Genomic DNA, 19,316 nt, shown 5'->3' with positions numbered 1-19,316 from the left:
CCATGCGCAGCAAATACAGGATCGCGACGGTGATGGGCATTCCGATCGAGATTCACGTCTCACTGCTCGTGATTCTCCCGTTCCTCGCGTGGCAACTCGCCAGTCCCCAGTACATCGAAACGTGGACGGGGATCATTAACGCCATCTCGCCACTGTCGATTACGGCGGACACGTTGCTGTCGGGTTCGACACCCTGGCTGATAGGAATTGCTGGGGCGGTGAGTCTGTTCGTGGGCGTCGCAATCCACGAGCTTGGCCATTCGTGGGTCGCGCTCCGATATGATCTCACGATCCGCTCGATCACGCTGTGGCTGTTCGGTGGAGTCGCTCATATCGAGGATCTCCCCAGAGAATGGCGCAAGGAGTTCTGGATCGCTATCGCCGCCCCAATCACGAGCCTGCTGCTCGGCGCTCTCGGATACGTGCTACTTCAGGTGACGCCACCGTCGGCCCCGTGGCCGGCTTTGTCTTCGGCTGGTTCGGACTGACGAACGTGGGGCTGGCGCTGTTCAATCTGCTGCCGGCGTTCCCAATGGACGGCGGGCGCATCCTGCGGGCCCTGCTTGCTCGCTCGCGGCCGTTCGTGGAGGCAACCCAGCGTGCAGTGCAAGTCGCGACGGTCGTGGCGATCCTCCTCGCCCTCGTCGGTATCTTTACCCTGGATATTCTGCTGCTGCTGATTGCCGGATTCGTCTTCCTCGCTGCTCGCTCCGAGGCGACGATCGTCATGACGCAGGAATTACTGAGTGGTGTCCGAGTCCGCGATCTGATTCGCCCAGAACTGCCAACTGTGCGTGCCGGAACATCGGTCCAGGCACTGATTGATCGGATGTTGCGCGACCGCCGAACCGAATACGTGGTCGTCGATCAGTCCGGGACGGTGCTAGGCGTCGTCACGCTCGCGAACATCCAGACGCTCCCGGAGATGATCGGTCCGGAGACGAAGGTTGATGACGTGATGACCGAGGACCCACCGACGATCTCCAGCGACGATGATGCGTTCAAGCTGTTTCGGAAGCTAGGTGAATCCGACGCACATTGCGTGCTGGTCGAACACGGAGGGAGGGTTCTCGGACTCGTCTCTGGAGACGACTTCCTGCAGATTCTCGCGCTGATGCAGGGCTCGGCGAGGTTGGATAACGCCCTTCCGCGGGCTCCCACCGGAGAACCGTCACATGAGTTCCGACGAAATCGGGCTGATTGAGGCGATATCGTTCGCCGTTGGAGGTATGGTGGGCGGCGGTATTTTGCTGTTCTCGACGTCGGTGCGACTATCGCTGGCGGGTTCGTCTAGGCTACGTTCGTCGTCGCAAGAATCACGGAATGGCGCGGCTACGCCATTTTCTTGGAAGGCAGCAGATTCAAGATGTAGTCGATGACCTCTCGCGGACGTACATCGACGTGGAGGTTGAAGCCGAGTTTACGCGTGGGTCGTAAAATGGGACCCGGTCGCTGGATACGAAGCGGTTCCGCGTCGTCGATGTCCTTGTCGCGGACACCGATGACTACCATTTGTAATCACAATTCTGACGCGAGAAGAGTTTCTGTCGACGGATCTAGCAACGCTCTACCGGTGTCGATTGGAGAGGGAATTGCTATTCCGTGAGCTGCAGACGCAGTACGAACTGGACGAGTTCGATACGAGCAATCCGGATGTTGTGGAAATCCTGCTGTACGCACCGTTGCTGTCGCTGATAGTGAGTTGTGATCTGTTGGATCTAGCCACCGAACAGACGGACGATGAGATCGTGTTTCTGCCAGAACGGTGGGCGGCGACCTTCCGGTCAAATGCCCAGCTCCCCTCCACGAATTCGGCGAGTACCTCGATTACTCGCCATCGTCGCTATTGGAACGACGGCTCAAAGGGGTACAGAGGATCTACACGCAACAATCGAGCCTGCAAGAGACACTTGCTACCGCTACGCAATCGGGTTGTGTGTCTTATCTAAAGACGAATGACACGACAACTATTCCGCGACGGACTAATTGACCGAATAGTGGCTGAGACAGCGTAGACGACCTCTTCGACAACGGAGTTCACCCGATCGACTACCGAGCTGAATTCTGGGGAGTGCCTACGCTAAATGCCCTACCTCGTCAGGTTCCTCGACGTCGTCGAACTCGCCGCGCTCGACAGGTTCCCAGTCCTCCCCCGGCTCTGGACTCCACCAGTCGACCTCATAGGCCTTCGGTGCGCCGAGGATTTTCACGCGCGCCGACCCATCAGGCAGGTCGCGCCGCAGTTTCTCGTCGACGTGGAGGTTCCAGGTCGTGCTTGAATCGAAGCAGGCGAGCACGGCCTCCTCGTAGCCGCGTGTCTCGCGGGATTCCTGGAGTTCGACCTGGGTGTTGCAGTTCTTGCAGAACACCCCCTCGAACGGATGTGGGTGAAGACCTCCTGCCCGCAGACGGGACACCAGAGGAACTCGAACAGTGCCTCGCTGTGTCGGTCAAGTACTTCGAGACTCATTGGTTGACTCACCCGGTCGTACCGGGCCACCACCTCGTGCCCGGCCGAAAAACAGCGCCCAGCGCTCACCCACTCACCGTTCGGCGCCGTAGATGATACGTGAGGGGGCTTCGTACCCACAGTTGGGGCAGTCATACCACCGCTGGACTTTCGCCCCGTCTGCTGCCTTCTCGCCGACGCGAACGTCGTTGTTCGGACATTCCGGACAGCTGAGGTCCGGCGCGGGCCGCTCCCGGAGTTCGTCACGGAATGACGTCGCGTCCTTCGTCTCGTATCCCCGCGACCAGACCGGGTAGCCGTCGACGATGATTGCTCCGCGCCACTTGTACCGGTAGGAATCCGGGGCTCGATGCAGGACGGCTCGCGCACCGGTCTCGGTGTTCCGATACGCAAGCGTCGGCGAGCGGCTCTCGCGTCGCCAGTTGGTGATGCGAGGCATTGGTTAGAAGTGGACGTCAGCGGGCACGATCCAGAGCTCTTCACTCTCCTCGAGGAGTCGATCCAGCTGTCCTCGGTGGCGAATGCCGGTTCCGTGTTCGGTATACAGGAAGATCGTCGGGCCGTCGTACGCACCGACCTGGTGGAAGGCGTGCCGGGCGAGGTCCTCGTCGCGCATGATCTCCTCGTCGGAGAGCTCGTCGATGGCCTCCTTCACCCGATCGAGATTACGCTCGAACTCTTCCTTCGTCGCCTCCCAGCCACGCTCGAGGAGATCCTGGCCGTCATCAGAATCGACGGGGGCTGCCGTCGGCAACTTCCCCCATCGTGCCTTCCCCGCAACGGACGTGTCCTCCTCGTCGAAGGTCACATAGTAGTCGAAGACGGCGCCGGCGTGTGGGTCCGCGCCGACCAGTCGGTCGAACACCGACTTTCCGGTGGCCAGCGCGTCGTCGTGCGTCGATGCCTCTACCAGTGCGTAAATCACCATATGCATCTCGAACACCTCGAAACGCCGACGCACCGGGGGTTGTTGCTCGCCCCAGCTGCGCCGGCACCCATCGCCGGCGCTCGAAAAACTCACCTCGTGACGGCGGATTCTCAGGCCTCGTCCGCTCGTTCGACAGTGATAGTCAGGTCGCCCGATTCGTAGTCTGCCTCGAAGTCGACCGCGAACGCGTCCGACTCGTAGGCGGCGTAGTAAGCACGGTGGCGTGCGAGCGAGCCAGTTGCCTTGAAGTGGAAGAATGCGGCTGCCGTGTAGGGCTTGCTCTGTGTTTCGACCTGCGACTCGACGGATGCGGGGAGCGCGATCTGGGGCGTCTCCGTGTCGATACTCGCAGCGAACTCCTTCGCTTCCTCGACTGTCGCTCGCGAATGTGCCGGCGTCTCGCCGGTGAGCACGTTCACCGGGGTTTCCGTCTCGTCGGTGAACAGGACGTCTTCGAAGGTGTGTGTCCCGAGGATCGCCTCGGGATCCAACTCGCAGTCGTGAAACGGGTCGTCCTCTGAGGTCATCGAATCACGAGCCTACGGCGGGGCTCACCCATTCCGACCCCTGAAAAACAGCAGCTGCCACGAAGCAGATCGAACTAGGAGTGGTTCAGACTCGCCTTCTCGAAGGGTGACTCTCCGGTCGGAATGAGCAGCTCCTGTCGATCCCCGACCCGCTCAGCGAGCTTCCGTTTCAGATACTGTCTCGCCGTCGATGGCGTGAAGACGCCCTTGTCGATCATGTCGCCGACGACGTCTTTGAGGGCCGCGAACTGTCCCTGCAGGTGGCCGTCGCCGACCGGCTCGCCGTCGTACCAGCGCACCGTCGTGAGCGCACCGTTTCCGACCGTCTCTCCCTGTTCGACTGTCTCCGAGTCGTACTGTAGCCCGAACCACAGCGTCCGGTAGGCGGTCACCTCGAACGTCGTCGACACCACGAAGAACGCCTCGTGGTGGAGGTAGTCGAGGTGATCAGCGACGATCTCGTCGAGGGTGAGCCCGGTAGCGCGGGGCTTCGGCTCGACGACCGTCGACGGTCGAGCCTCGCCGGCGAGGTAGCCGTCGACGGCATCTGCCTCGAGGCCATCGGCCAGTTCCGCCAGCAGCTGTTTCGCCCACTTGGAGTCGGTGTCGTCGCCACCGAACGGCGACTCAGCCGAGATTCGGTGCTTGAGCTTGAGGTTTGCTGCACCCCAATGGCTGTAGTGGAGCGTGTACTGTCCGTCTGTGCGTTCGTACGCAACGAGTGCGCGGTGTCCCATCGAGCAATCACCTCCGGGGCGACCGCGACTGGATCGCCCCGCACCCCTCTCGGGGGACGAACAACGCTACCAGTAGTTGTTATCGAGGCTTCTTTATTCGGGATGAGTAGTGAAATCGGGGCGGCTAAATCGGTAAGTAGAATTGCTTAGTTATTTGAACGAAGTCAGTGTAAATGCGTGTATGGATATTGACGCCGGCGAGTTCAAGAAGAACATAGAGAAGGCGTTAGAGGAGCAGTCAGGGCTCCGGATGAACGAGCAGAATGAGATCCCGTTCGAGCAATTGTTCACAGAGGAGTTCATGCAGCTGTACACAGAATTCGACTCTTTCGAAGCGTTGCTTGAGGCAAGTCAATGGGATGTTGAGGACGAGGACGATTTCGAGGCCATCCCGGAGGATGAGTTCGATACCTATGTCGACGAGCACACGGATTTCCCATCGTGGGAAGTTATGTCTCAGACTGCGGCTCAGCGGTTCCTTGAACGTCAATTCAACTGAAGTGGGTTACTGACTGACCTGCCGCCCGAGCTTGGTGATCTCCGCCTCACTGTACCCGCCGTCACTCGAATTGATGTAGGCTTGTGTCTCGACGTATCCTTTCTCTCGGAGCAACCAGAGGTTATGATCCACGACGTCTGACGACCGGCCCACTGCCTCAATCAACTCGTCACGATCAACCCGTGGATAGGTAGGATCCGATCGGTATGACTGGAGTAACACGTCCAGGATTTCATCCTGAACCGCGTCATCCAACAAGAGTTCCTCACCCAACTCTTTTGCTCGCCACAGCGTCGTCGGTGTAATCGTCAGTGACCGCTTCCCTGGCCGCCGCTTGAAGAACCCATCATCCTTTGAGAACCGCCACACCTTATCGATCACGTCCTCATCAACGTCCTCGAATTCATCGTTGAGATAGCTGCGTAGCCGTTCACCTTGTGGACTCGGCCAGAACGTAAACGGCTGCTCTGTAAACCTACGATATGACTCACGGATCAATTCATTCTGGACCCGCCGCTCGGTCGCCGATAGCCCCTCTGTCGCACCTACGTCATGCTCCGTCGATGCCCCATCTCCATCCCCATTCACCACATCGTCACTGGTATCGGACCGATCAGTCCCGTCCACGTACTCGCCAGCGTCCTCCGGCTCGACTCTATTGTTCGACGTGTTGTGGACTTGGATCGCTAGAATACCCAGAGTGCCTAACATACCGATCACACCAGCAATCTCCACGAGCGAAAAAGGTGTATAGACGGTTCCGATCCCTGCGAGAATCAAGGCAGCAAGCCAGGCAAGGATGAGCTTCCCGATGAACCGCTCAGTCACGTACTGCCCAACCGACATCCTATCACTGCAAGTATTCACAGACCAGTATTATAAGTCGTAGGAGAGCAGCCTCAATCAGACATACCCACCTGATTTTTCAAGAGTTGCTGAGAAGTACCGAATTATGAGTCAAAACGACAGGACATCTTGGTTCATCGATTCCGAGGGGCCAAATGAGGAGGCTGTCGAACTGGCCTTCGCGTGGGTGCAACAGCTCGGTGAGCAGCATGAAGAGAAACGAGATGCTGTCTTGGCAGTAAACACGAAAAAGCAGCTGGACGGTGTCGTATCTACTGTGATCGGTGACCAGGCAGCAAAGGCGTTGAATAAAAAGAAGCCGGTCGGCGTCGGTGAAGCAGAGATCCAGCTGATGACGAAACGGATTGATCCATCGGGGTGGCAAAGCGGTCCTGTCCTTGCTATCTACCCAGACAAAGACCTGCTGGACAAGATTGACGGAATGTATGGTGTGACCGATGTGCTCGTCGTGCCTTGGTCGAAGGACACCGTCCAGTTCTGGATCGATACCTGGGGCGCGTCAGCACTCCAATCAGATGCGAGTGGCGATGCACCAGAAATCGATAATCCGGTCGCCAAGGAAGCTGTCGACACGCTCGATGCATTGGTCAACACCTCGACTGGGATCACGCATTCGTCAGATCGTGCTACCTGTATCGAGATCTTCAAAACCCTCCATAGCAACGGCATCAGCTTCGATCCTGAAGCAATCAGAGCCTGGTTAGTCGCTGAAAAAGGCTGGGACCCGGATTATGCCGATGACGTAAAAGAGGTCGCCGAAGGCGTCCAAACGGGGAAACGCTTCCAGTACGACTCTGGCCGTCTTAGCAACGACATTATGAACCAGTGGAAAGACGCCGCAAATGTCAATTAATCCAATATAACTGCCGGAGATCGTTTTCACTCCGTTTGCTCACGTCCCTGTAGTGACCGCTCTGATGCATCTATGCTCTGTACTGACCAGCTGTTTCAGCTCTCACTCTAAATAAAGAAACAGTATCGGAAACTACTGCTACTCGTCGATCGGGTCGGGGGAACTGAGGTCCGCTTGGAGGACTTCGCCGTCGCGAACGACGTACCGCTTGGCCAGGACTGGGAAGCGGCACTTGGTGAACCCCGCCGTCTGGATATCGAACTCTTCGTCGGCTTCGAGGTGGTCGGCGAGCTCTCGCAGGAATTCGTGGGTCACGATCCCGCCTTCGTAGTCCGGCAGGCTGTTCTCCCGCGCCTCGTACACCTCGAAGTCGTCGTACCCCCAGATGGTGGACTCTCCGTCTTCGGTCACCTCCCAGTCGAGCGTCCCGAAGCAGTAGCTCTCACAGAGCTCGCGGACTGCCTGCGGATCCGATACAATCGCGCCGGTCGACGTCGTCGCAGCTTGTAGTGTCGCCATGTCTGGACCTCACGGGGTCGCCCCCGCACCCCTGTCGGGGGCGATAAACCGACGCGAGAGTTGCCTCCCGAGGCGTGGCCGGAGACGCCAGTTAGGAATCTGCGTGGGCGTCCGCCCCGGCTCCGTCGCCCGGCCGCGTGAGAAGGCTCACCTCCTCCAGGAGGTCTCTCGCGGTCTTGACTCGCTCTCGATCCGCCTCGTCCAACCGGTCGATGTCGAGTCGGTTGAGATTGCTGAGTATACGATGCATCCGGTAGCCCTGTTTGAACTCTTGCTCCATCGGAAGCGCCTCATCGCTCGCCGGCGCGGAAAGACTCGCCATCGAGACTGGCGTCGGGCTTGCAGGAGCTGGCGGCATTAACCAACGAACCTCGACGGTACTCGCAAGCTGTTGGTTAATCGACGCCCAGCACTGGGGCTACTCGAGACTGGATCCATAGCGAGCCGAGCCACACACCCGACACTCCCAGATCGGTTGCCCCGTCCACGCCGCATCCGGGACCGACTCGTGGGTCTTGAACCGATGGTCGGTCGCCCGTCCACAGGTTTGACACTCGAGTTCCTGCGTCGTCGGTACCGACGACTCCTGGTGATCAGCCGCAGCCTCGCCAGTGGATTCGGTCAGCGCTATCGCTGGAACCAGCCACACCGCGTCGTCGGCGTCGTCGAGGACCGCGTCGAGACGCGACGCGCCGCGGATGCCGTCCCCACGCTGGTCGTAGAGCCGCGTCGGGGCCTGCTCCTGACGCTCCGACGCTTCCTGCCCGTGCCACCCAGTCCGGTCACGGGCGGCACTGAGAAGCCGCTCTCCCTCCGCTGACGACACCTGTACCGCGTCGGGAAGTGAGGGCCATTGCTCGGCCAGCTGGCGCGCCGGCGCCTCGTCGAGATCGTAGATGAGCGTGTAGTCGTCGACGGCCGGCTCCGCCTCGTTGGCAGAGAGGAGGTTCGCCGCGGCGCCGCCCTTCGCGACGGCGCCATAGAACGTGGTCGACTCGACGACCAGGTGGACGATGCCGAGGCACGTCGTCGACGCTGTCTCGTTCGTGCTAGTGGCGTCACTCCCGAGATGGTTAGTGAGACAGAACCGGCATTTCGTCTGGCCGTCTGGGACTGACGCCCCACAGGACCGGCACTCGCCGTCGGTTACCGTCGGCGCATCAGGGTAGCCACCAGAGCTCGTCGCGACGCGTTGCCGCCGGGGGGCACCCTCACAGCCGTCGTCCAGCCTCGTGTCCGGAATGTGGGACGCCTCGCCAGTCGGCCGCAGTTCCTCAAAGTCGGAGTAACGACCGTTCATAGAGCAGTCTACAGAGAACATGGCTCGCCTTCGTGTTTAAATCGTAGCGTGGATAGAACGATGTGCAGTACAGACGGAGAGACAGTGGACTGCCTCAGGCGACCCGTTCCTCCAACGTATCCCGGTGTGCCCGAACAGTCGCCTTCGAGGCGTTCGCTACGTCCGCGGCCTCGGATTGCGTCAACCATCGGCCCTCCTCGCGACCGGCCTTGTAGAGGCAGGCCGCTGCGAATCCGGCCGGATGGACGCCCGTCGTGACGCCGCGCTCCTCGGCCTGCTCTGCGAGGGTTCGGGCCCGCTGCCGGATCTCGTCCGGACACTCGAGGTCCGAGGCGAGTCGCGGTACGAACATGCTAGGGGAGACGGGCTCGGCAGGGAGTCCCAACTCCTCGTTCAACGTTTTGTACGCGTTCGTGACCCGTGACTCCGCGACGCGGGCCATCTCGCTGACGTCGTCCACTAACCGCGAGCGGCCGTTGCACCGGCAGGCCCCGTAGACGCTGGCCGCGGCGATCGCCTCGATGGATCTGCCACGAAGCAGATCCTCGTTCTGGGCCCTCCGGAAGAGCTGACACGCCTGGTCCCGGTCCGAATCGGAGAGTTCGAGGGCACTCGCCAGCCTGCACACTTCGCCTAGCCCGTGTGCGAGGTTCCGTTCTGCTTTCGACCGCCAGCGGCCCCGGGTCTGCTCACGGCGCATCCGAGCGAGTCGCCGTCGCTTCTGTCCAGAGATCTCGTTCCCCTTCGCGTCGGTGCCGCGACCGATTTCCGTCGACAGGCCACGATCGTGACGGGCCGCAGTGAGTGGGACGCCCGTTCGCTCGCACTCCTCGTCGTCGTACGTCCGCCACTCCGGCCCGTGATCGACACGCTGTCGTCGATGATCAGGCCACAGTCCTCGCAGACCGTTTCGACCGTGTTCGTGGTGACCCGGCCGTCGCACTCGGGGCATTGGTTGGTGTTCGAGTCCGTCTGGACATCCTCGTCGAAGCCAGTTTCGTAGATGTCTCTAGTTGCCATCGTTCTCACCGTGTTTCGGGAATCTGCCAGTACAGCGAGCCCCTCACCTATTGAGGGGACAATAGACTCTGTGCAGGACTGTCGCATCGCCTGCGATTTATCGGCTTGAATTACGGTATTGTAGTCCTCTACAATAGAATGGCGCAGTCACTTCATCGAAGCCGGGACAAATCAGACGTACTTTCCTGTAGTAGTACCACTAGAGGGTTAGTATGGATATGGAACGAGGTTGGCGGGGTGATGCGTCCGAAGCCTTAGTCGCCGCAGATATCCTTCGAAACGGGCATGGTGTAGCTTATCCCCATGGTCACGAGCAAAAATACGACCTGATAATCGACGTTGAGTGGGGGCTGTTACGAGTCCAGGTAAAGACCGCGAGCGAGTATGATAACTATCGATACGAACTGGAAATTGACCCAGAACGGTATCCTGATGGTACCGTCGACATATTCGCTGGTGCCATCCACGAAGAAGGTACGGCGATATACGTGCCTGCTCACAAAATGGAAAAAACGCAACGTGTGAATTTCAATCCTCCCGAGGAAATGCCTAGTGATTGGCATCGGGAACGGGCGAACCTGCCCGGAGAATTCTCGCTAGATGAAGCTCTCCTCGAAATTCAAGAGGACCCCGCCTCTCAGTAATGTCATTCGCTGGCTAGTCTGTATTGAGGTTGTGGCTGCGCGCGCAGCAACCGTAGGGAGCGAGCACGAAGCGGAGGGTGGGGTGGCGGGGTTTGGGTCGGTCCGGCTCATAAGAAAAGAAGACTACGTCAGCAGGCTATGCTTCCCACCAGCGGCCGCGCTCTGGGAAGTGGATATCCGACCAGCCAGTCAGCGCAATTGAGCACCGGCCTTCGTACCAGCTCTTGGCTGCCGCCCGGAACCTGACCGTCTGCCCTTCACGCACCACGGGCTGATTCGAGCGTTCCCAAATCGTGAATTTCGTGCGCCCATTTTCGTCTTCGATGAGTCCGACTTGGGCGATTGCTGGGGAACTAGGATCCCAGAGTTCGCTCACTGTGCATTCTACCGTGACCTCACCGACCGGGACGTCCGACACGTCCGCGATGGGCACGATCGCCCCCGACGTCGCCTTCAACTCCTCGAGGGTCTCCAGCACCGCCTTCGTGACGTCCCGACCGCGCTGCACTTTCTCGGCCAGCTGCTTCGCGACGACCGCTCTTGACCAGCCGCCCTGCACTTCGTCGCTGATCCGCATCGCCTGCTTGTTGACCGCCGCGAGTTCCTCTTGCGTCAGCTTCTCTCGGGGATCCGTGCGCTGCCGGCACCGGCTCGTCACGACCACACTGCTCGCTGACGACCTCTCGCGTGCGCTGCTCGCGACCGTCCTGGGTTCCCAGCTCGGCCTGGGCACTGATGCGCTCCAGTTCGGCTTCCCGCGCCTGAATGCGCTCCTCCTGTTCGAGGGTAACGCCGTGAATCCGGTCCTTGCTCGTGTCTGCGATCCCGTCCGGGTGGTTCGCATCGACCTTGGCCTGCGTCTCCTGCTTGACCGCGGCCTCGAACTCCGGCGTCTCGTCGACGACCGGGAAGCCGTCTTCATCGACCGCCTGACCGCCCGCTTTCTCGAATGCTTGTCATCGACCGAAACGACCTTTCCGCTAGCGTTGTTACTGGGTATTGATATCTCTCCATGGTACCACTGAAGGCGCTCACGCGCCGACCCCGCCCGGAGCGAGCGGCCAGCGCATTCCACGTCCGTCGCGGCGAACGGGGAATGCGCTGGCGTCAAGACCAGATTCATTTTAGCCCGGAATGGGCGCGGGCGGTGCGGAGAGCGCCCGCACGCCCGGAATGGTCGGTCGCGAGCGACCCGGAGGGCGGCAGCGGCGAGCGGGCAAGGGTTTCACTCTGTCCACATCGACGTGTCAGCCAGCTTCAATTCCCATATTATTTTATACCACTATATGAAAATATATCCTATGTTCTTAATTCAAATAAGCGGCATTTCAGCGAAATACCGCTCGAAGATTGGCTCGATTTCTTTTTCAGACGCCAGACAGCGTTGTAACTGCTTCTTTACCACACTACGGTGGACGATCAAGAGGTCCGACCGCTGGAGGTATCTGTCACGGTAATCCTCTTGCAACTGACCGACTTCCCGTTCAACACGGCCCAGACCGGCGTCTCTGAACGCTGTTGGCTCGAACAGCGGGTAGATTGCTGCACGAAAGTCGCCTCGAATAAGTTCCAATTCGTTTGCGACAGTCGCTGCGAGATATGCTGCCATAAGCATCGCAAGCCCATCGGCGGTAAAGATCACGAGGTGAGTATCTTCATCGTAGAACTCGTCCATCTTATCGAAAAACTCGATTTCCTGTTGACCTTTGAACTCCAATATGATAAACGCATGTGCGACCTGGTCGGTGTTGATTGATTCTCGTTCTGCCCGTTCAAGGTACTCGTCATGTTTACCACGGGCTTCCTCTCGACCGAATTTTGCACGATCTGCGGATTTAGCGTCGACGACGCCAAGAATCGATTTTGAGTACTTACTCGAATCGAGGACTGGAACATGGAACAGGTTATCAGGGACGCTCTGGCCACTATTGTCCTCTCCGCCTTCCCCTGGATATGTCGAGAACAAGTGTGAGAAGACGAGTTCAGCAACTGTCTCTAAACGATCACCACCCGAGAGATGTCCTGTCTTCCGGAGCAATCGCATATGATTGAGTTCCGTGAGAATGTATCGCGGGTTCATATTCACCCGGTGGACGAGATCACCAGCTTCGTCGTATCGCTCATCAACGAACTCCTGTTCCATTGCTTGAATCGCTTGAGCTGTCTCGGTCATCGTTGACAGATGTCCCGACGTCTCTGCTAAGGCAGAGAGTGGTGTTGCGTAGACGAGACTCCCTGTCGAAAACAGTGAGGCGAGCTCAAGAAGGTCCTCTAGCTTACCTTCTGTTGTGAGTAACAGTGTTGGCTGGTCGTCTCGGAGCGCCTCCGCGTAAATCTCCATCACTTCTCGCTCAAAACGAGCCGGAGCGACTGGCATTGTGAGCCGCAAACCAGAATCGGTTATTGCAGTAACTCGGCGTGGCAGATCAAACGCTACTTGGCCGATAGCCTCTCCGATGTGGTCGGCGACAATCCGGAGGAGAGAATCGAATTCGATATCATAGAAAGTGTATTTAGCACTACTGATAGTGAATGTGTGGGGATATTCTTCGCGTCGACATTCCATCCGAATCTCTCTGCCGTTCCGTTCGACTACTTGGCAGCTTATTCGACATTCGTCTCGCTGGCATCTGTTGGGGAGTTCTTCGCTCGCAGTAACGAATTCTGTTCCTGCAAGGGGTTCTGGGAGATTCTCGTCTGTGTACCGACCGTCGCTCCCTCGTCCATCAATGACTGACTCAAGCGCTTTGACTGTTTCTTCGTTCACAGTACCCCCTCCTGGTCGAAGAAATACGTGAGCGCAAGTTGTGTCTCTGAGCCAAGCCGAGAGCCATCAATCGATTGAGGACCTGTTTTACGGGCAGCGACGTGTCGTCCATCGACATTCAGAACCAGTGCCAGACTTTCGTTGCTTGCCCGGTCGAGAAACTGGAAAAACCCGTCTTCAATATCTACCTGTTTGAACACTTCATCAAGATTCGTTCTACCAATCAATCGGAACTCTTCGGTGCCAAGATTGGGATCATCTTCGATTTCGGAGCCAGAGAGCTCGATATTTTGGATTTTGGTCTTGAGTCGCTGTTTCCGCTCAGCTCCGTGTGGTGAATTATCTACTGCATCAAGGGCGGCTTCCGAACGGTCGTTGATCAACCCTGTCATCTTCTCAATGGGGTTGTCGTCAATATCGACCGATTCATGCGCCTCTTTACGGAGCTCGGTTGCCTCAGTGACGGTCTGCTTATCTATCGTGCTCGTGATCGATTCGATACCAAAGGTGTGTTCGAAAAATCCATTGAGGACACCGGTCCACCCGCGTCTATGCTCGTCCGTAAAAACGACGAGTGTTCTACCCGACTCGACTTTTAACAAAATCCGAATTTGTTTGAGTTCCCGATAGCGTACCGTCGAGAGTTCCGGTCGCTCTGGAATTTCGGTGTCACTGCCTTGCCCTCCTTCTCGGAACTCGAAGGTGAGTTCTTCAGTTACGCCCGCTCCTTTCTCCGCGAATATCTGGAGTGACGCTACAGACTCGTCTGAAAGTTCCTGCTGGACGAGGACTGCTTTCGTTCGGTTCTCCCGCCGGTTCCACGACTCATGAAACGAATCGATCTTCTCAGAGAGATTTGATAATGGAATCTCCTCGCTGAGGACCCATGTTCGTTTCATCTCGTTCTGTTTGATCCGCGCAGAAACGATGAACTGTGGTAGCTGCTCTTCGACTCCGAGTTCGTGTATTAAAATCGCCAGTTCATACAGTGTGTCCGGATCCCGCCTCTCTTCAGGTACGTCGTACGTCTCGTTAAGATGTGCGACCGCATGGACGCGATCAACGTTCTCGTTTACGATCTGGTCATAAGTCTGCAGCCAGGTTCGCGTCTCCTCAGGCAGGGCATCTGCTAAAAGGCGTCGCCAGCCCTTTGGATCGTATTCGTCTGGGTCGCAATGGTCCGCGACGTTCTCAAAGTAGAAGTGATTAAAAACCCGGCAGAGTACTTCGGGTGACCGATGTTCAAGCCGGTCGTAGAGTTCGATGTCTTCCACGTCTGAGACGGTCGGGACGTCCATACAACCTGTTTCATTTTAACAATCAACATATAAGCATGTCGGCCATACGATAGCGTGTCGTGTTTTGCTGACGGTTTTGCGCCCAGTGTAAGCGAAAAGAAAGGTGGCTAAGCACGCTCTCGAGCCCACCTCAGTCCTTCGCGGCGCTGATAAATCTCACTGGGAATAGCAGAAAGTCTCCTTTCTGTAAACAAAGTTCTCAGTCAGAACTGCTCCTCGAATTCGACCATATGAGAAATGGCGGTGTCAGAGTTACCCGGTGCTCCCCAAACAGCGGAAACGTGACACCGCTATACAGGACTCCCTATAGAGGCTTCAAAATACTACTGAAAAGGAGGGCGAGTGCCGAGGCTTAGTGATCCCTAGGGAGGTTCATTTGTAGGGCGGTTCGACCGTCGTAATCACTCGAGCCTCACTCTCATCATAGGTCGGTGTATGCAACGTTTCTGTTGCGAACGACTCAGTCTCCCAGCCTGTCCTATCGGCGGACAGATAGACAATCTCACTCGTGGATTGTTCGTAGGTAATCCATTCCCGTTTATCGCTCCCCCTCGAGTGTTAACCAACAATCTTGCGCTTACGACCATTGTGTTGGTTAAGAATGCGACGAAGCCCACTGGAGTTCGTGTGTCAATTCAGCTGTGAAAATGTCTGATTCAACCGTCCTCCTCTCACCAGTCGGTTCAATGCTACTGACGGTGACCGCGTGATCCGGGTGACACTTTCGGAAGAAGATCCTCTGCCTTTATGCAGGTCTGTGATTAATGTATATAAAAAGCATGCGTATCTCCTATCAACATGCGAATATTAACAGCGGCAACGAATCGACGCTGCTGCGGTTTACAGCCGCGGATGACACGCGTACCTGTATTCTCGTCGACGCAGGAGATGGCGTCAATCTCGACACACTACTCGCAGACGATGAGTATCTGAACGCGATCTTACTCACACACCCGCATATCGATCACTATCGCACGCTCGCAACGAACGTTCGACACAGTGCCCCGATCTATACTGCAGACACGACTGCCGCGATCCTCGAGCAGGCCCTGCCGGAGGCCACACAGGACAACGATCTCGGGGATGTCTCTGCCGCTCTCGACGCGCTCGAACCGATCGCCGACTGGACATCGATTCTCAATGGACTCGAGGTCCGGCCGATTGCCGCTGGCCACACACCTGGTGGGGCAGGGTTCTTGGTCCGGTTTCACGATGAGACTGCGACTGACGACCCCCTACACGGCGAGCAGCACATTCTTATTTCGGGCGACTTCACGACGCGATCGTGTGCAGGATTTCCGGGGCTGGCAACGTCGTACCCGTTCGATATCGACTGTCTGTTGCTAAACGTCGCGAGCAACGATTCCTACACGACGTCACTGAATGAGTCAATTCAGTCGACCCTCGAGCACGCGTATGCTGGCTCACGAGTGGTCGTCGCAGCGAGTTCGTTGACGGGCGTTCACTACGCAACACTGCTGGGTCACTGTACGGAAATCCTTGAGCGCGAGGTTCCGATCACGCTCGTTGGTCAGGCTGCGAAACTCTATGACAGCCTCGAGTACGATGTGTCTGGGGTCGAACCGATAGCGGTCTTCGATCAGACGAACGAGGTACTGGCAGATGGCGGGATCACGATTGCCGGACCCGAGATGCCGACGACCGGCAGTACACAGCGACTCCGGCAAGCGATCGGGGACGATCCTGCTGCTGCGTTCGTTCAATTGACGACGGGAGACGAGGTCGACCCAGCAGACACCCGCTGTACCACACAGGCGTTTTCACTGTCGAACCATCCCAGTAGCGAGACGATCACCGACATTGTCCACGACATCGCTCCGAAAGAGGTCGTCATCAAGCACGCGAGCGGCCGTAGGCTCAAGAAATTTCAGCAGCGCTTCGATCGCTGTTTTACGTGGGGAACGAACGATACAGGGATCCACTGTCTCTACGAGAACGGCAACTGGCAGGTCCCCGATTGGATCACCGACTCGACTGCAAGTCGAATTCAAAGCCGACAGTGGGAAGCGATCCAAGAACAGTCACTCGAGATCGACGCCCCACTCTCTCGCTGTCGACATGGATCGATCAATCTCGAGGCAGAAGGTGTCGATCTCGATGCCCTCGAGGAGACGTTTTCAGGAACTATCGAGGACCCATATTCCGGTACCGATCCTGAGAATGACGGTTCGAAACCAGCTGAAAGTGACGAGGACGACCGACAGCACGATCGATCATTCGAGGAAGACGTCCTCGCCCGTCTTGAGACGATCGAAACGACACTCGAACGATCCGAGGAAACGGTTTCTGCCCGTGTGTTGAGCGATGGTGCGGACACACAGGTCTTGGAACTCCTCGAGACCGCCGATGTCGAAGCTGGTGACGTAGTCGACGTAACGATCAAAACAGAACCGAGCGACGACTAGTACGGTATCACATAGTCACTGTCGGCTTCCACCGCGCGACATGGCCACTCCACCCACTCTCCTCCCTGGCAGTATCCAAATTTCGCTGGCGACGATTGATACCCACCTTGCCGGGCACTTTTACAGATTTCTCGAGAAGAGAATCAGATCGCGTCTACCCTATCTCGAGTGTATCGACGGCCTCGGCAGGCCCGATGTCGTACTCGACGAGACGGTTCGCTGCAAGCTGCCACGCCTGTTCAGCGAGTTCGGGATCAGCGTTCTCATAGTGAACACTGAACTCGGTCAGTGCAACTGCGACGAGGAGATCCTCCTGTCGATCGGTGAGAGGCATCGCCGATGTTGGGTGCGGCTTCTCTGATAAACCTCAGGACTATCGGTGCTTGACTGGAGCATTTGTAGAAGAGAGGGATGGGGTATACTGACAGGATCGCCTCGTGAATATCGTCGAGAGGAACCTGCTTGTCATCGGTGACTCTCTGTTCTGGCCTATCCTCTGATTCCATCCTCCTGAGCAGTCTCTCGAGCGTCCGTTTGGAGGTGCTCATAGCGGGCTCACACCGCTTTGAACAGAACCGGCCGTACCCTGCCTGTTCACGGGCGAGTCTCGTACAGGTCGGTACTCGGCACTCGTCGCGGTCGGTCATCTGGCGATACCTTGTTTCATGAATTGAATCGTCTCAGCTCTGCCGGACGCTATTGCTGTGAATCTGGATTCCATACATCGTACAGTGGACTTTGTTCGCGTCCCCTGCACCACTCTAAGGGAGATAAATAACCTCGAATAAGCGAGTCCTCTCTCTTATCGAATGAATGTTCCATCTAGAGCAGGAACGAGTCCAGTTCGAATCTCGAGATCGACACGTCGAAGATGCTTACAGCCACTCTTTGGCTGGCGTTGTTTGAAGTCTGGGCAGCTACAGGTCTCTGCCTCGATGTCGAGCTCGTATGTGTTCCCGTTCTCACTGACGACCTCGTAGGTTGAGCCCACCTTGGCAAACCGGACGTCCATCTCCTCAGTTAATGCACGCCGGGTTCGCGGATCCTCGATCGAGTACCCTTCCGCCTCGAGTGGGGTCAGTGGTACTGGCGTCTCGCACTGATTTCGAAACTCGTCGCGATGGTTTCGTTCCTGACCACAGTTCCGACAGCGCCAGTAGCGCGTTCGGTACTCGTAACCGTCAGTGAGTTCCAAGTCATAGGGTGTTGGCTCCCTGCCTGGGAGCCACTCGTCGATCGCGATGAGCTCATGTCCGTTTTGTTGAGCAGTGTCTCCAGAATAGTGTTGTTCCCGATCACTGGTATCGCTGTACTCGTGTCGCTCGTGGTGCTGTTCTCGGTGGATCGGCTGATCTGTACTCATAGCAACCTTGAGGCAAAGGTGAGAGCGCCTCACCCGTCAGGCGCGAAAAAATACCTGTAGACCGGCACGTAGTGGAGGAGCCAGTCTGATTCGAACGTCTGAGAGGAAGTCAGAGAACGGCTCGCAGATCTATTCTGTGACTACCCGACAAGCGGTCAGTACAGTCTGCTCATATAGCGATCCCGTAATGAAGACCCCGTCTTTTTTGCAGTTCTCTGTGGGACTCAATCTCATGGTGGCGACCAATCAAATCCTGTCCGTTTTCATCATCTTTGGCCTCGCACTACTAGTGGTTCGAATCGGAGCGATTGCACTTCGAATGACTGGTCTCTCATCGGACGTGGCCACATTTCAGGCAGCATCAGCATTTTCGGGAGCGGGGTACACAACCGAAGAAGCAGAGTTTACAGTCTCGGAGTCGAGCAGACGAACGATTGTCATCTGGCTCATCCGAATCGGAAGCATCGGGGTTGTGAGTGCGCTTGCGTCGGTCCTTCTATCGTTCATCAACGCCGAGGGCGAGGACTTTCTTACCTTCATCTACGTTATTGGTGGCGTTGTCTGGATTATTCTTCTCGCTCGAAGCCGACTATTGAATCGAGCAGTGACGCCAATTATCGAATGGGCACTTGACCAGACGACGGATCTTGCCATCCAAGATTACACGAAGGTACTCGGTCTGCAGAGTGAATATCGCGTCGCCGAAGTTGAGATCAACGAAGACGAATGGTTGGCAAATGATACAGCCAGAGGCTTGAATCTCTCTGACGAAGGAGTAATCCTGCTCGGGATTGAGCGAAATGGTGACTATATTGGTGCCCCCGGTCCTGATACAGAGATTCAACCGGGAGATACCGTTGTCCTCTATGGAAAAGAAGATCGATTACAGGAACTCTCAGACCGAGACGAAGGGGACGTTGAGGCACACGAGGAGGCGCGTGACGAACACGAAAACATCCTCTCTGAACAAGAACAAATCATCGATCAGTAAGCACCTGTAGTGAACAGCCAGTTCAGTCCAAATAGATCGAACGGAACCCCATGCGAATTGTTCTGTGGCACCTCCATGTACGGTCTTATCGACTCTGTCTTGAATTC

Annotated in this window: 19 protein-coding genes and 4 pseudogenes; 8 read left to right on the top strand and 15 right to left on the bottom strand. The window is 57.1% G+C overall.

Annotation, left to right across the window (positions count from 1 at the left end):
* Positions 1–2: 2 nt before the first annotated feature.
* From ACT4ML_RS20060 to ACT4ML_RS20050, 3 genes and pseudogenes are all read left to right on the top strand, one after another.
* A complete protein-coding gene (locus ACT4ML_RS20060) occupies positions 3–488 on the top strand; it encodes a site-2 protease family protein (RefSeq protein ID WP_444722434.1) in 486 nt (161 codons plus the stop codon).
* Positions 455–1,204 carry a CBS domain-containing protein gene (locus tag ACT4ML_RS20055; protein WP_444722433.1) on the top strand — a complete coding sequence of 250 codons (750 nt, stop codon included), beginning with the start codon at positions 455–457 and terminating at the stop codon, positions 1,202–1,204. Before ACT4ML_RS20060 ends, ACT4ML_RS20055 begins: the two co-directional genes overlap by 34 nt.
* A gap of 114 nt (positions 1,205–1,318) precedes the next feature.
* Positions 1,319–1,990 (top strand): annotated as a pseudogene (locus tag ACT4ML_RS20050) (IS4 family transposase); the annotation flags it as partial.
* 85 nt (positions 1,991–2,075) lie between these two features.
* Here ACT4ML_RS20050 and ACT4ML_RS20045 read toward each other — a convergent pair.
* From ACT4ML_RS20045 to ACT4ML_RS20025, 5 genes and pseudogenes are all read right to left on the bottom strand, one after another.
* Positions 2,076–2,470 (bottom strand): annotated as a pseudogene (locus tag ACT4ML_RS20045) (DUF7567 family protein).
* Positions 2,471–2,543: 73 nt separating this feature from the next.
* On the bottom strand, positions 2,544–2,909 hold the full coding sequence (locus tag ACT4ML_RS20040) for a DUF7568 family protein (RefSeq protein ID WP_444722432.1): 366 nt from the start codon (positions 2,907–2,909) through the stop codon (positions 2,544–2,546).
* Positions 2,910–2,912: 3 nt separating this feature from the next.
* Positions 2,913–3,404, bottom strand: coding sequence for a hypothetical protein (locus ACT4ML_RS20035; RefSeq protein ID WP_444722431.1), 492 nt, complete (start codon positions 3,402–3,404; stop codon positions 2,913–2,915).
* 104 nt (positions 3,405–3,508) lie between these two features.
* Positions 3,509–3,925: a hypothetical protein gene (locus ACT4ML_RS20030; RefSeq protein ID WP_444722430.1), complete on the bottom strand. Its 417-nt coding sequence runs from the start codon at positions 3,923–3,925 to the stop codon at positions 3,509–3,511.
* Between the two features lie 74 nt (positions 3,926–3,999).
* The gene (locus ACT4ML_RS20025; RefSeq protein ID WP_444722429.1) at positions 4,000–4,662 is read right to left on the bottom strand and encodes a DUF6735 family protein; all 663 of its coding nucleotides are present in this window, start codon (positions 4,660–4,662) and stop codon (positions 4,000–4,002) included.
* Positions 4,663–4,843: 181 nt separating this feature from the next.
* Between ACT4ML_RS20025 and ACT4ML_RS20020 the strand changes: the two genes are divergently transcribed.
* Complete coding sequence (locus tag ACT4ML_RS20020) at positions 4,844–5,161, top strand: hypothetical protein (protein WP_173862854.1); 318 nt, start codon at positions 4,844–4,846, stop codon at positions 5,159–5,161.
* Between the two features lie 6 nt (positions 5,162–5,167).
* Here ACT4ML_RS20020 and ACT4ML_RS20015 read toward each other — a convergent pair whose 3' ends face one another.
* Positions 5,168–6,007, bottom strand: a complete 840-nt coding sequence (locus ACT4ML_RS20015; RefSeq protein WP_137783371.1) for a hypothetical protein — start codon at positions 6,005–6,007, stop codon at positions 5,168–5,170.
* Between the two features lie 106 nt (positions 6,008–6,113).
* Between ACT4ML_RS20015 and ACT4ML_RS20010 the strand changes: the two genes are divergently transcribed.
* Positions 6,114–6,881 carry a DUF1889 family protein gene (locus tag ACT4ML_RS20010; protein ID WP_089649930.1) on the top strand — a complete coding sequence of 256 codons (768 nt, stop codon included), beginning with the start codon at positions 6,114–6,116 and terminating at the stop codon, positions 6,879–6,881.
* Positions 6,882–7,019: 138 nt separating this feature from the next.
* Here ACT4ML_RS20010 and ACT4ML_RS20005 read toward each other — a convergent pair whose 3' ends face one another.
* The 4 genes and pseudogenes from ACT4ML_RS20005 to ACT4ML_RS19990 form a co-directional block, all read right to left on the bottom strand.
* Positions 7,020–7,400 (bottom strand): hypothetical protein, encoded by a 381-nt coding sequence (locus ACT4ML_RS20005; RefSeq protein WP_444722428.1) that lies wholly within the window; start codon positions 7,398–7,400, stop codon positions 7,020–7,022.
* A 91-nt stretch (positions 7,401–7,491) separates the two neighbouring features.
* Positions 7,492–7,680, bottom strand: coding sequence for a hypothetical protein (locus ACT4ML_RS20000; RefSeq protein ID WP_310894397.1), 189 nt, complete (start codon positions 7,678–7,680; stop codon positions 7,492–7,494).
* A gap of 138 nt (positions 7,681–7,818) precedes the next feature.
* Positions 7,819–8,700, bottom strand: a complete 882-nt coding sequence (locus tag ACT4ML_RS19995) for a biosurfactant protein 1 (protein ID WP_444722455.1) — start codon at positions 8,698–8,700, stop codon at positions 7,819–7,821.
* 94 nt (positions 8,701–8,794) lie between these two features.
* Positions 8,795–9,720, bottom strand: a pseudogene (locus tag ACT4ML_RS19990) (transcription initiation factor IIB).
* Positions 9,721–9,932: 212 nt separating this feature from the next.
* On the opposite strand from ACT4ML_RS19990, the gene ACT4ML_RS19985 reads away from it, so the two are divergent.
* Positions 9,933–10,364, top strand: a complete 432-nt coding sequence (locus tag ACT4ML_RS19985; protein WP_444722427.1) for a group I intron-associated PD-(D/E)XK endonuclease — start codon at positions 9,933–9,935, stop codon at positions 10,362–10,364.
* A 136-nt stretch (positions 10,365–10,500) separates the two neighbouring features.
* On the opposite strand, the pseudogene ACT4ML_RS19980 reads toward ACT4ML_RS19985, so the two are convergent.
* The 3 genes and pseudogenes from ACT4ML_RS19980 to ACT4ML_RS19970 all read right to left on the bottom strand — a co-directional run bounded on the left by ACT4ML_RS19980 (position 10,501) and on the right by ACT4ML_RS19970 (position 14,429).
* A pseudogene (locus ACT4ML_RS19980) lies at positions 10,501–11,364 on the bottom strand (DNA-binding protein).
* 312 nt (positions 11,365–11,676) lie between these two features.
* Positions 11,677–13,131: a hypothetical protein gene (locus ACT4ML_RS19975; protein WP_444722426.1), complete on the bottom strand. Its 1,455-nt coding sequence runs from the start codon at positions 13,129–13,131 to the stop codon at positions 11,677–11,679.
* Positions 13,128–14,429 carry a hypothetical protein gene (locus tag ACT4ML_RS19970; protein ID WP_444722425.1) on the bottom strand — a complete coding sequence of 434 codons (1,302 nt, stop codon included), beginning with the start codon at positions 14,427–14,429 and terminating at the stop codon, positions 13,128–13,130. Before ACT4ML_RS19970 ends, ACT4ML_RS19975 begins: the two co-directional genes overlap by 4 nt.
* Before the next feature lie 779 nt (positions 14,430–15,208).
* On the opposite strand from ACT4ML_RS19970, the gene ACT4ML_RS19965 reads away from it, so the two are divergent.
* Positions 15,209–16,855: an MBL fold metallo-hydrolase gene (locus ACT4ML_RS19965; RefSeq protein WP_444722424.1), complete on the top strand. Its 1,647-nt coding sequence runs from the start codon at positions 15,209–15,211 to the stop codon at positions 16,853–16,855.
* Between the two features lie 154 nt (positions 16,856–17,009).
* On the opposite strand, the gene ACT4ML_RS19960 is transcribed toward ACT4ML_RS19965, so the two are convergent.
* Positions 17,010–17,189 (bottom strand): hypothetical protein, encoded by a 180-nt coding sequence (locus tag ACT4ML_RS19960; RefSeq protein ID WP_006185501.1) that lies wholly within the window; start codon positions 17,187–17,189, stop codon positions 17,010–17,012.
* Between the two features lie 468 nt (positions 17,190–17,657).
* Positions 17,658–18,218 carry a hypothetical protein gene (locus ACT4ML_RS19955; RefSeq protein WP_006185500.1) on the bottom strand — a complete coding sequence of 187 codons (561 nt, stop codon included), beginning with the start codon at positions 18,216–18,218 and terminating at the stop codon, positions 17,658–17,660.
* Between the two features lie 232 nt (positions 18,219–18,450).
* Here ACT4ML_RS19955 and ACT4ML_RS19950 point away from each other — a divergent pair, with 232 nt between their 5' ends.
* On the top strand, positions 18,451–19,209 hold the full coding sequence (locus ACT4ML_RS19950) for a TrkA C-terminal domain-containing protein (RefSeq protein ID WP_444722423.1): 759 nt from the start codon (positions 18,451–18,453) through the stop codon (positions 19,207–19,209).
* Positions 19,210–19,316 lie beyond the last annotated feature (107 nt).

The organism is Natrinema sp. LN54, from assembly GCF_052439245.1.
Taxonomy (GTDB): domain Archaea; phylum Halobacteriota; class Halobacteria; order Halobacteriales; family Natrialbaceae; genus Natrinema; species Natrinema versiforme_A.
Note: the sequence above shows the minus strand (reverse complement) of the source record. Positions and strands in the feature narration are given on the sequence as shown.

Coding starts and splice junctions, on each gene's coding strand:
- ACT4ML_RS20060 (WP_444722434.1), top strand. CDS start 3: ATGCGCAGCAAATACAGGATCGCGACGGTGATGGGCATTCCGATCGAG.
- ACT4ML_RS20040 (WP_444722432.1), bottom strand. CDS start 2,909: ATGCCTCGCATCACCAACTGGCGACGCGAGAGCCGCTCGCCGACGCTT.
- ACT4ML_RS20035 (WP_444722431.1), bottom strand. CDS start 3,404: ATGCATATGGTGATTTACGCACTGGTAGAGGCATCGACGCACGACGAC.
- ACT4ML_RS20030 (WP_444722430.1), bottom strand. CDS start 3,925: ATGACCTCAGAGGACGACCCGTTTCACGACTGCGAGTTGGATCCCGAG.
- ACT4ML_RS20025 (WP_444722429.1), bottom strand. CDS start 4,662: ATGGGACACCGCGCACTCGTTGCGTACGAACGCACAGACGGACAGTAC.
- ACT4ML_RS20020 (WP_173862854.1), top strand. CDS start 4,844: ATGGATATTGACGCCGGCGAGTTCAAGAAGAACATAGAGAAGGCGTTA.
- ACT4ML_RS20015 (WP_137783371.1), bottom strand. CDS start 6,007: ATGTCGGTTGGGCAGTACGTGACTGAGCGGTTCATCGGGAAGCTCATC.
- ACT4ML_RS20010 (WP_089649930.1), top strand. CDS start 6,114: ATGAGTCAAAACGACAGGACATCTTGGTTCATCGATTCCGAGGGGCCA.
- ACT4ML_RS20005 (WP_444722428.1), bottom strand. CDS start 7,400: ATGGCGACACTACAAGCTGCGACGACGTCGACCGGCGCGATTGTATCG.
- ACT4ML_RS20000 (WP_310894397.1), bottom strand. CDS start 7,680: ATGGAGCAAGAGTTCAAACAGGGCTACCGGATGCATCGTATACTCAGC.
- ACT4ML_RS19995 (WP_444722455.1), bottom strand. CDS start 8,700: ATGAACGGTCGTTACTCCGACTTTGAGGAACTGCGGCCGACTGGCGAG.
- ACT4ML_RS19985 (WP_444722427.1), top strand. CDS start 9,933: ATGGATATGGAACGAGGTTGGCGGGGTGATGCGTCCGAAGCCTTAGTC.
- ACT4ML_RS19970 (WP_444722425.1), bottom strand. CDS start 14,429: ATGGACGTCCCGACCGTCTCAGACGTGGAAGACATCGAACTCTACGAC.
- ACT4ML_RS19965 (WP_444722424.1), top strand. CDS start 15,209: ATGCGTATCTCCTATCAACATGCGAATATTAACAGCGGCAACGAATCG.
- ACT4ML_RS19960 (WP_006185501.1), bottom strand. CDS start 17,189: ATGCCTCTCACCGATCGACAGGAGGATCTCCTCGTCGCAGTTGCACTG.
- ACT4ML_RS19955 (WP_006185500.1), bottom strand. CDS start 18,218: ATGAGTACAGATCAGCCGATCCACCGAGAACAGCACCACGAGCGACAC.
- ACT4ML_RS19950 (WP_444722423.1), top strand. CDS start 18,451: ATGGTGGCGACCAATCAAATCCTGTCCGTTTTCATCATCTTTGGCCTC.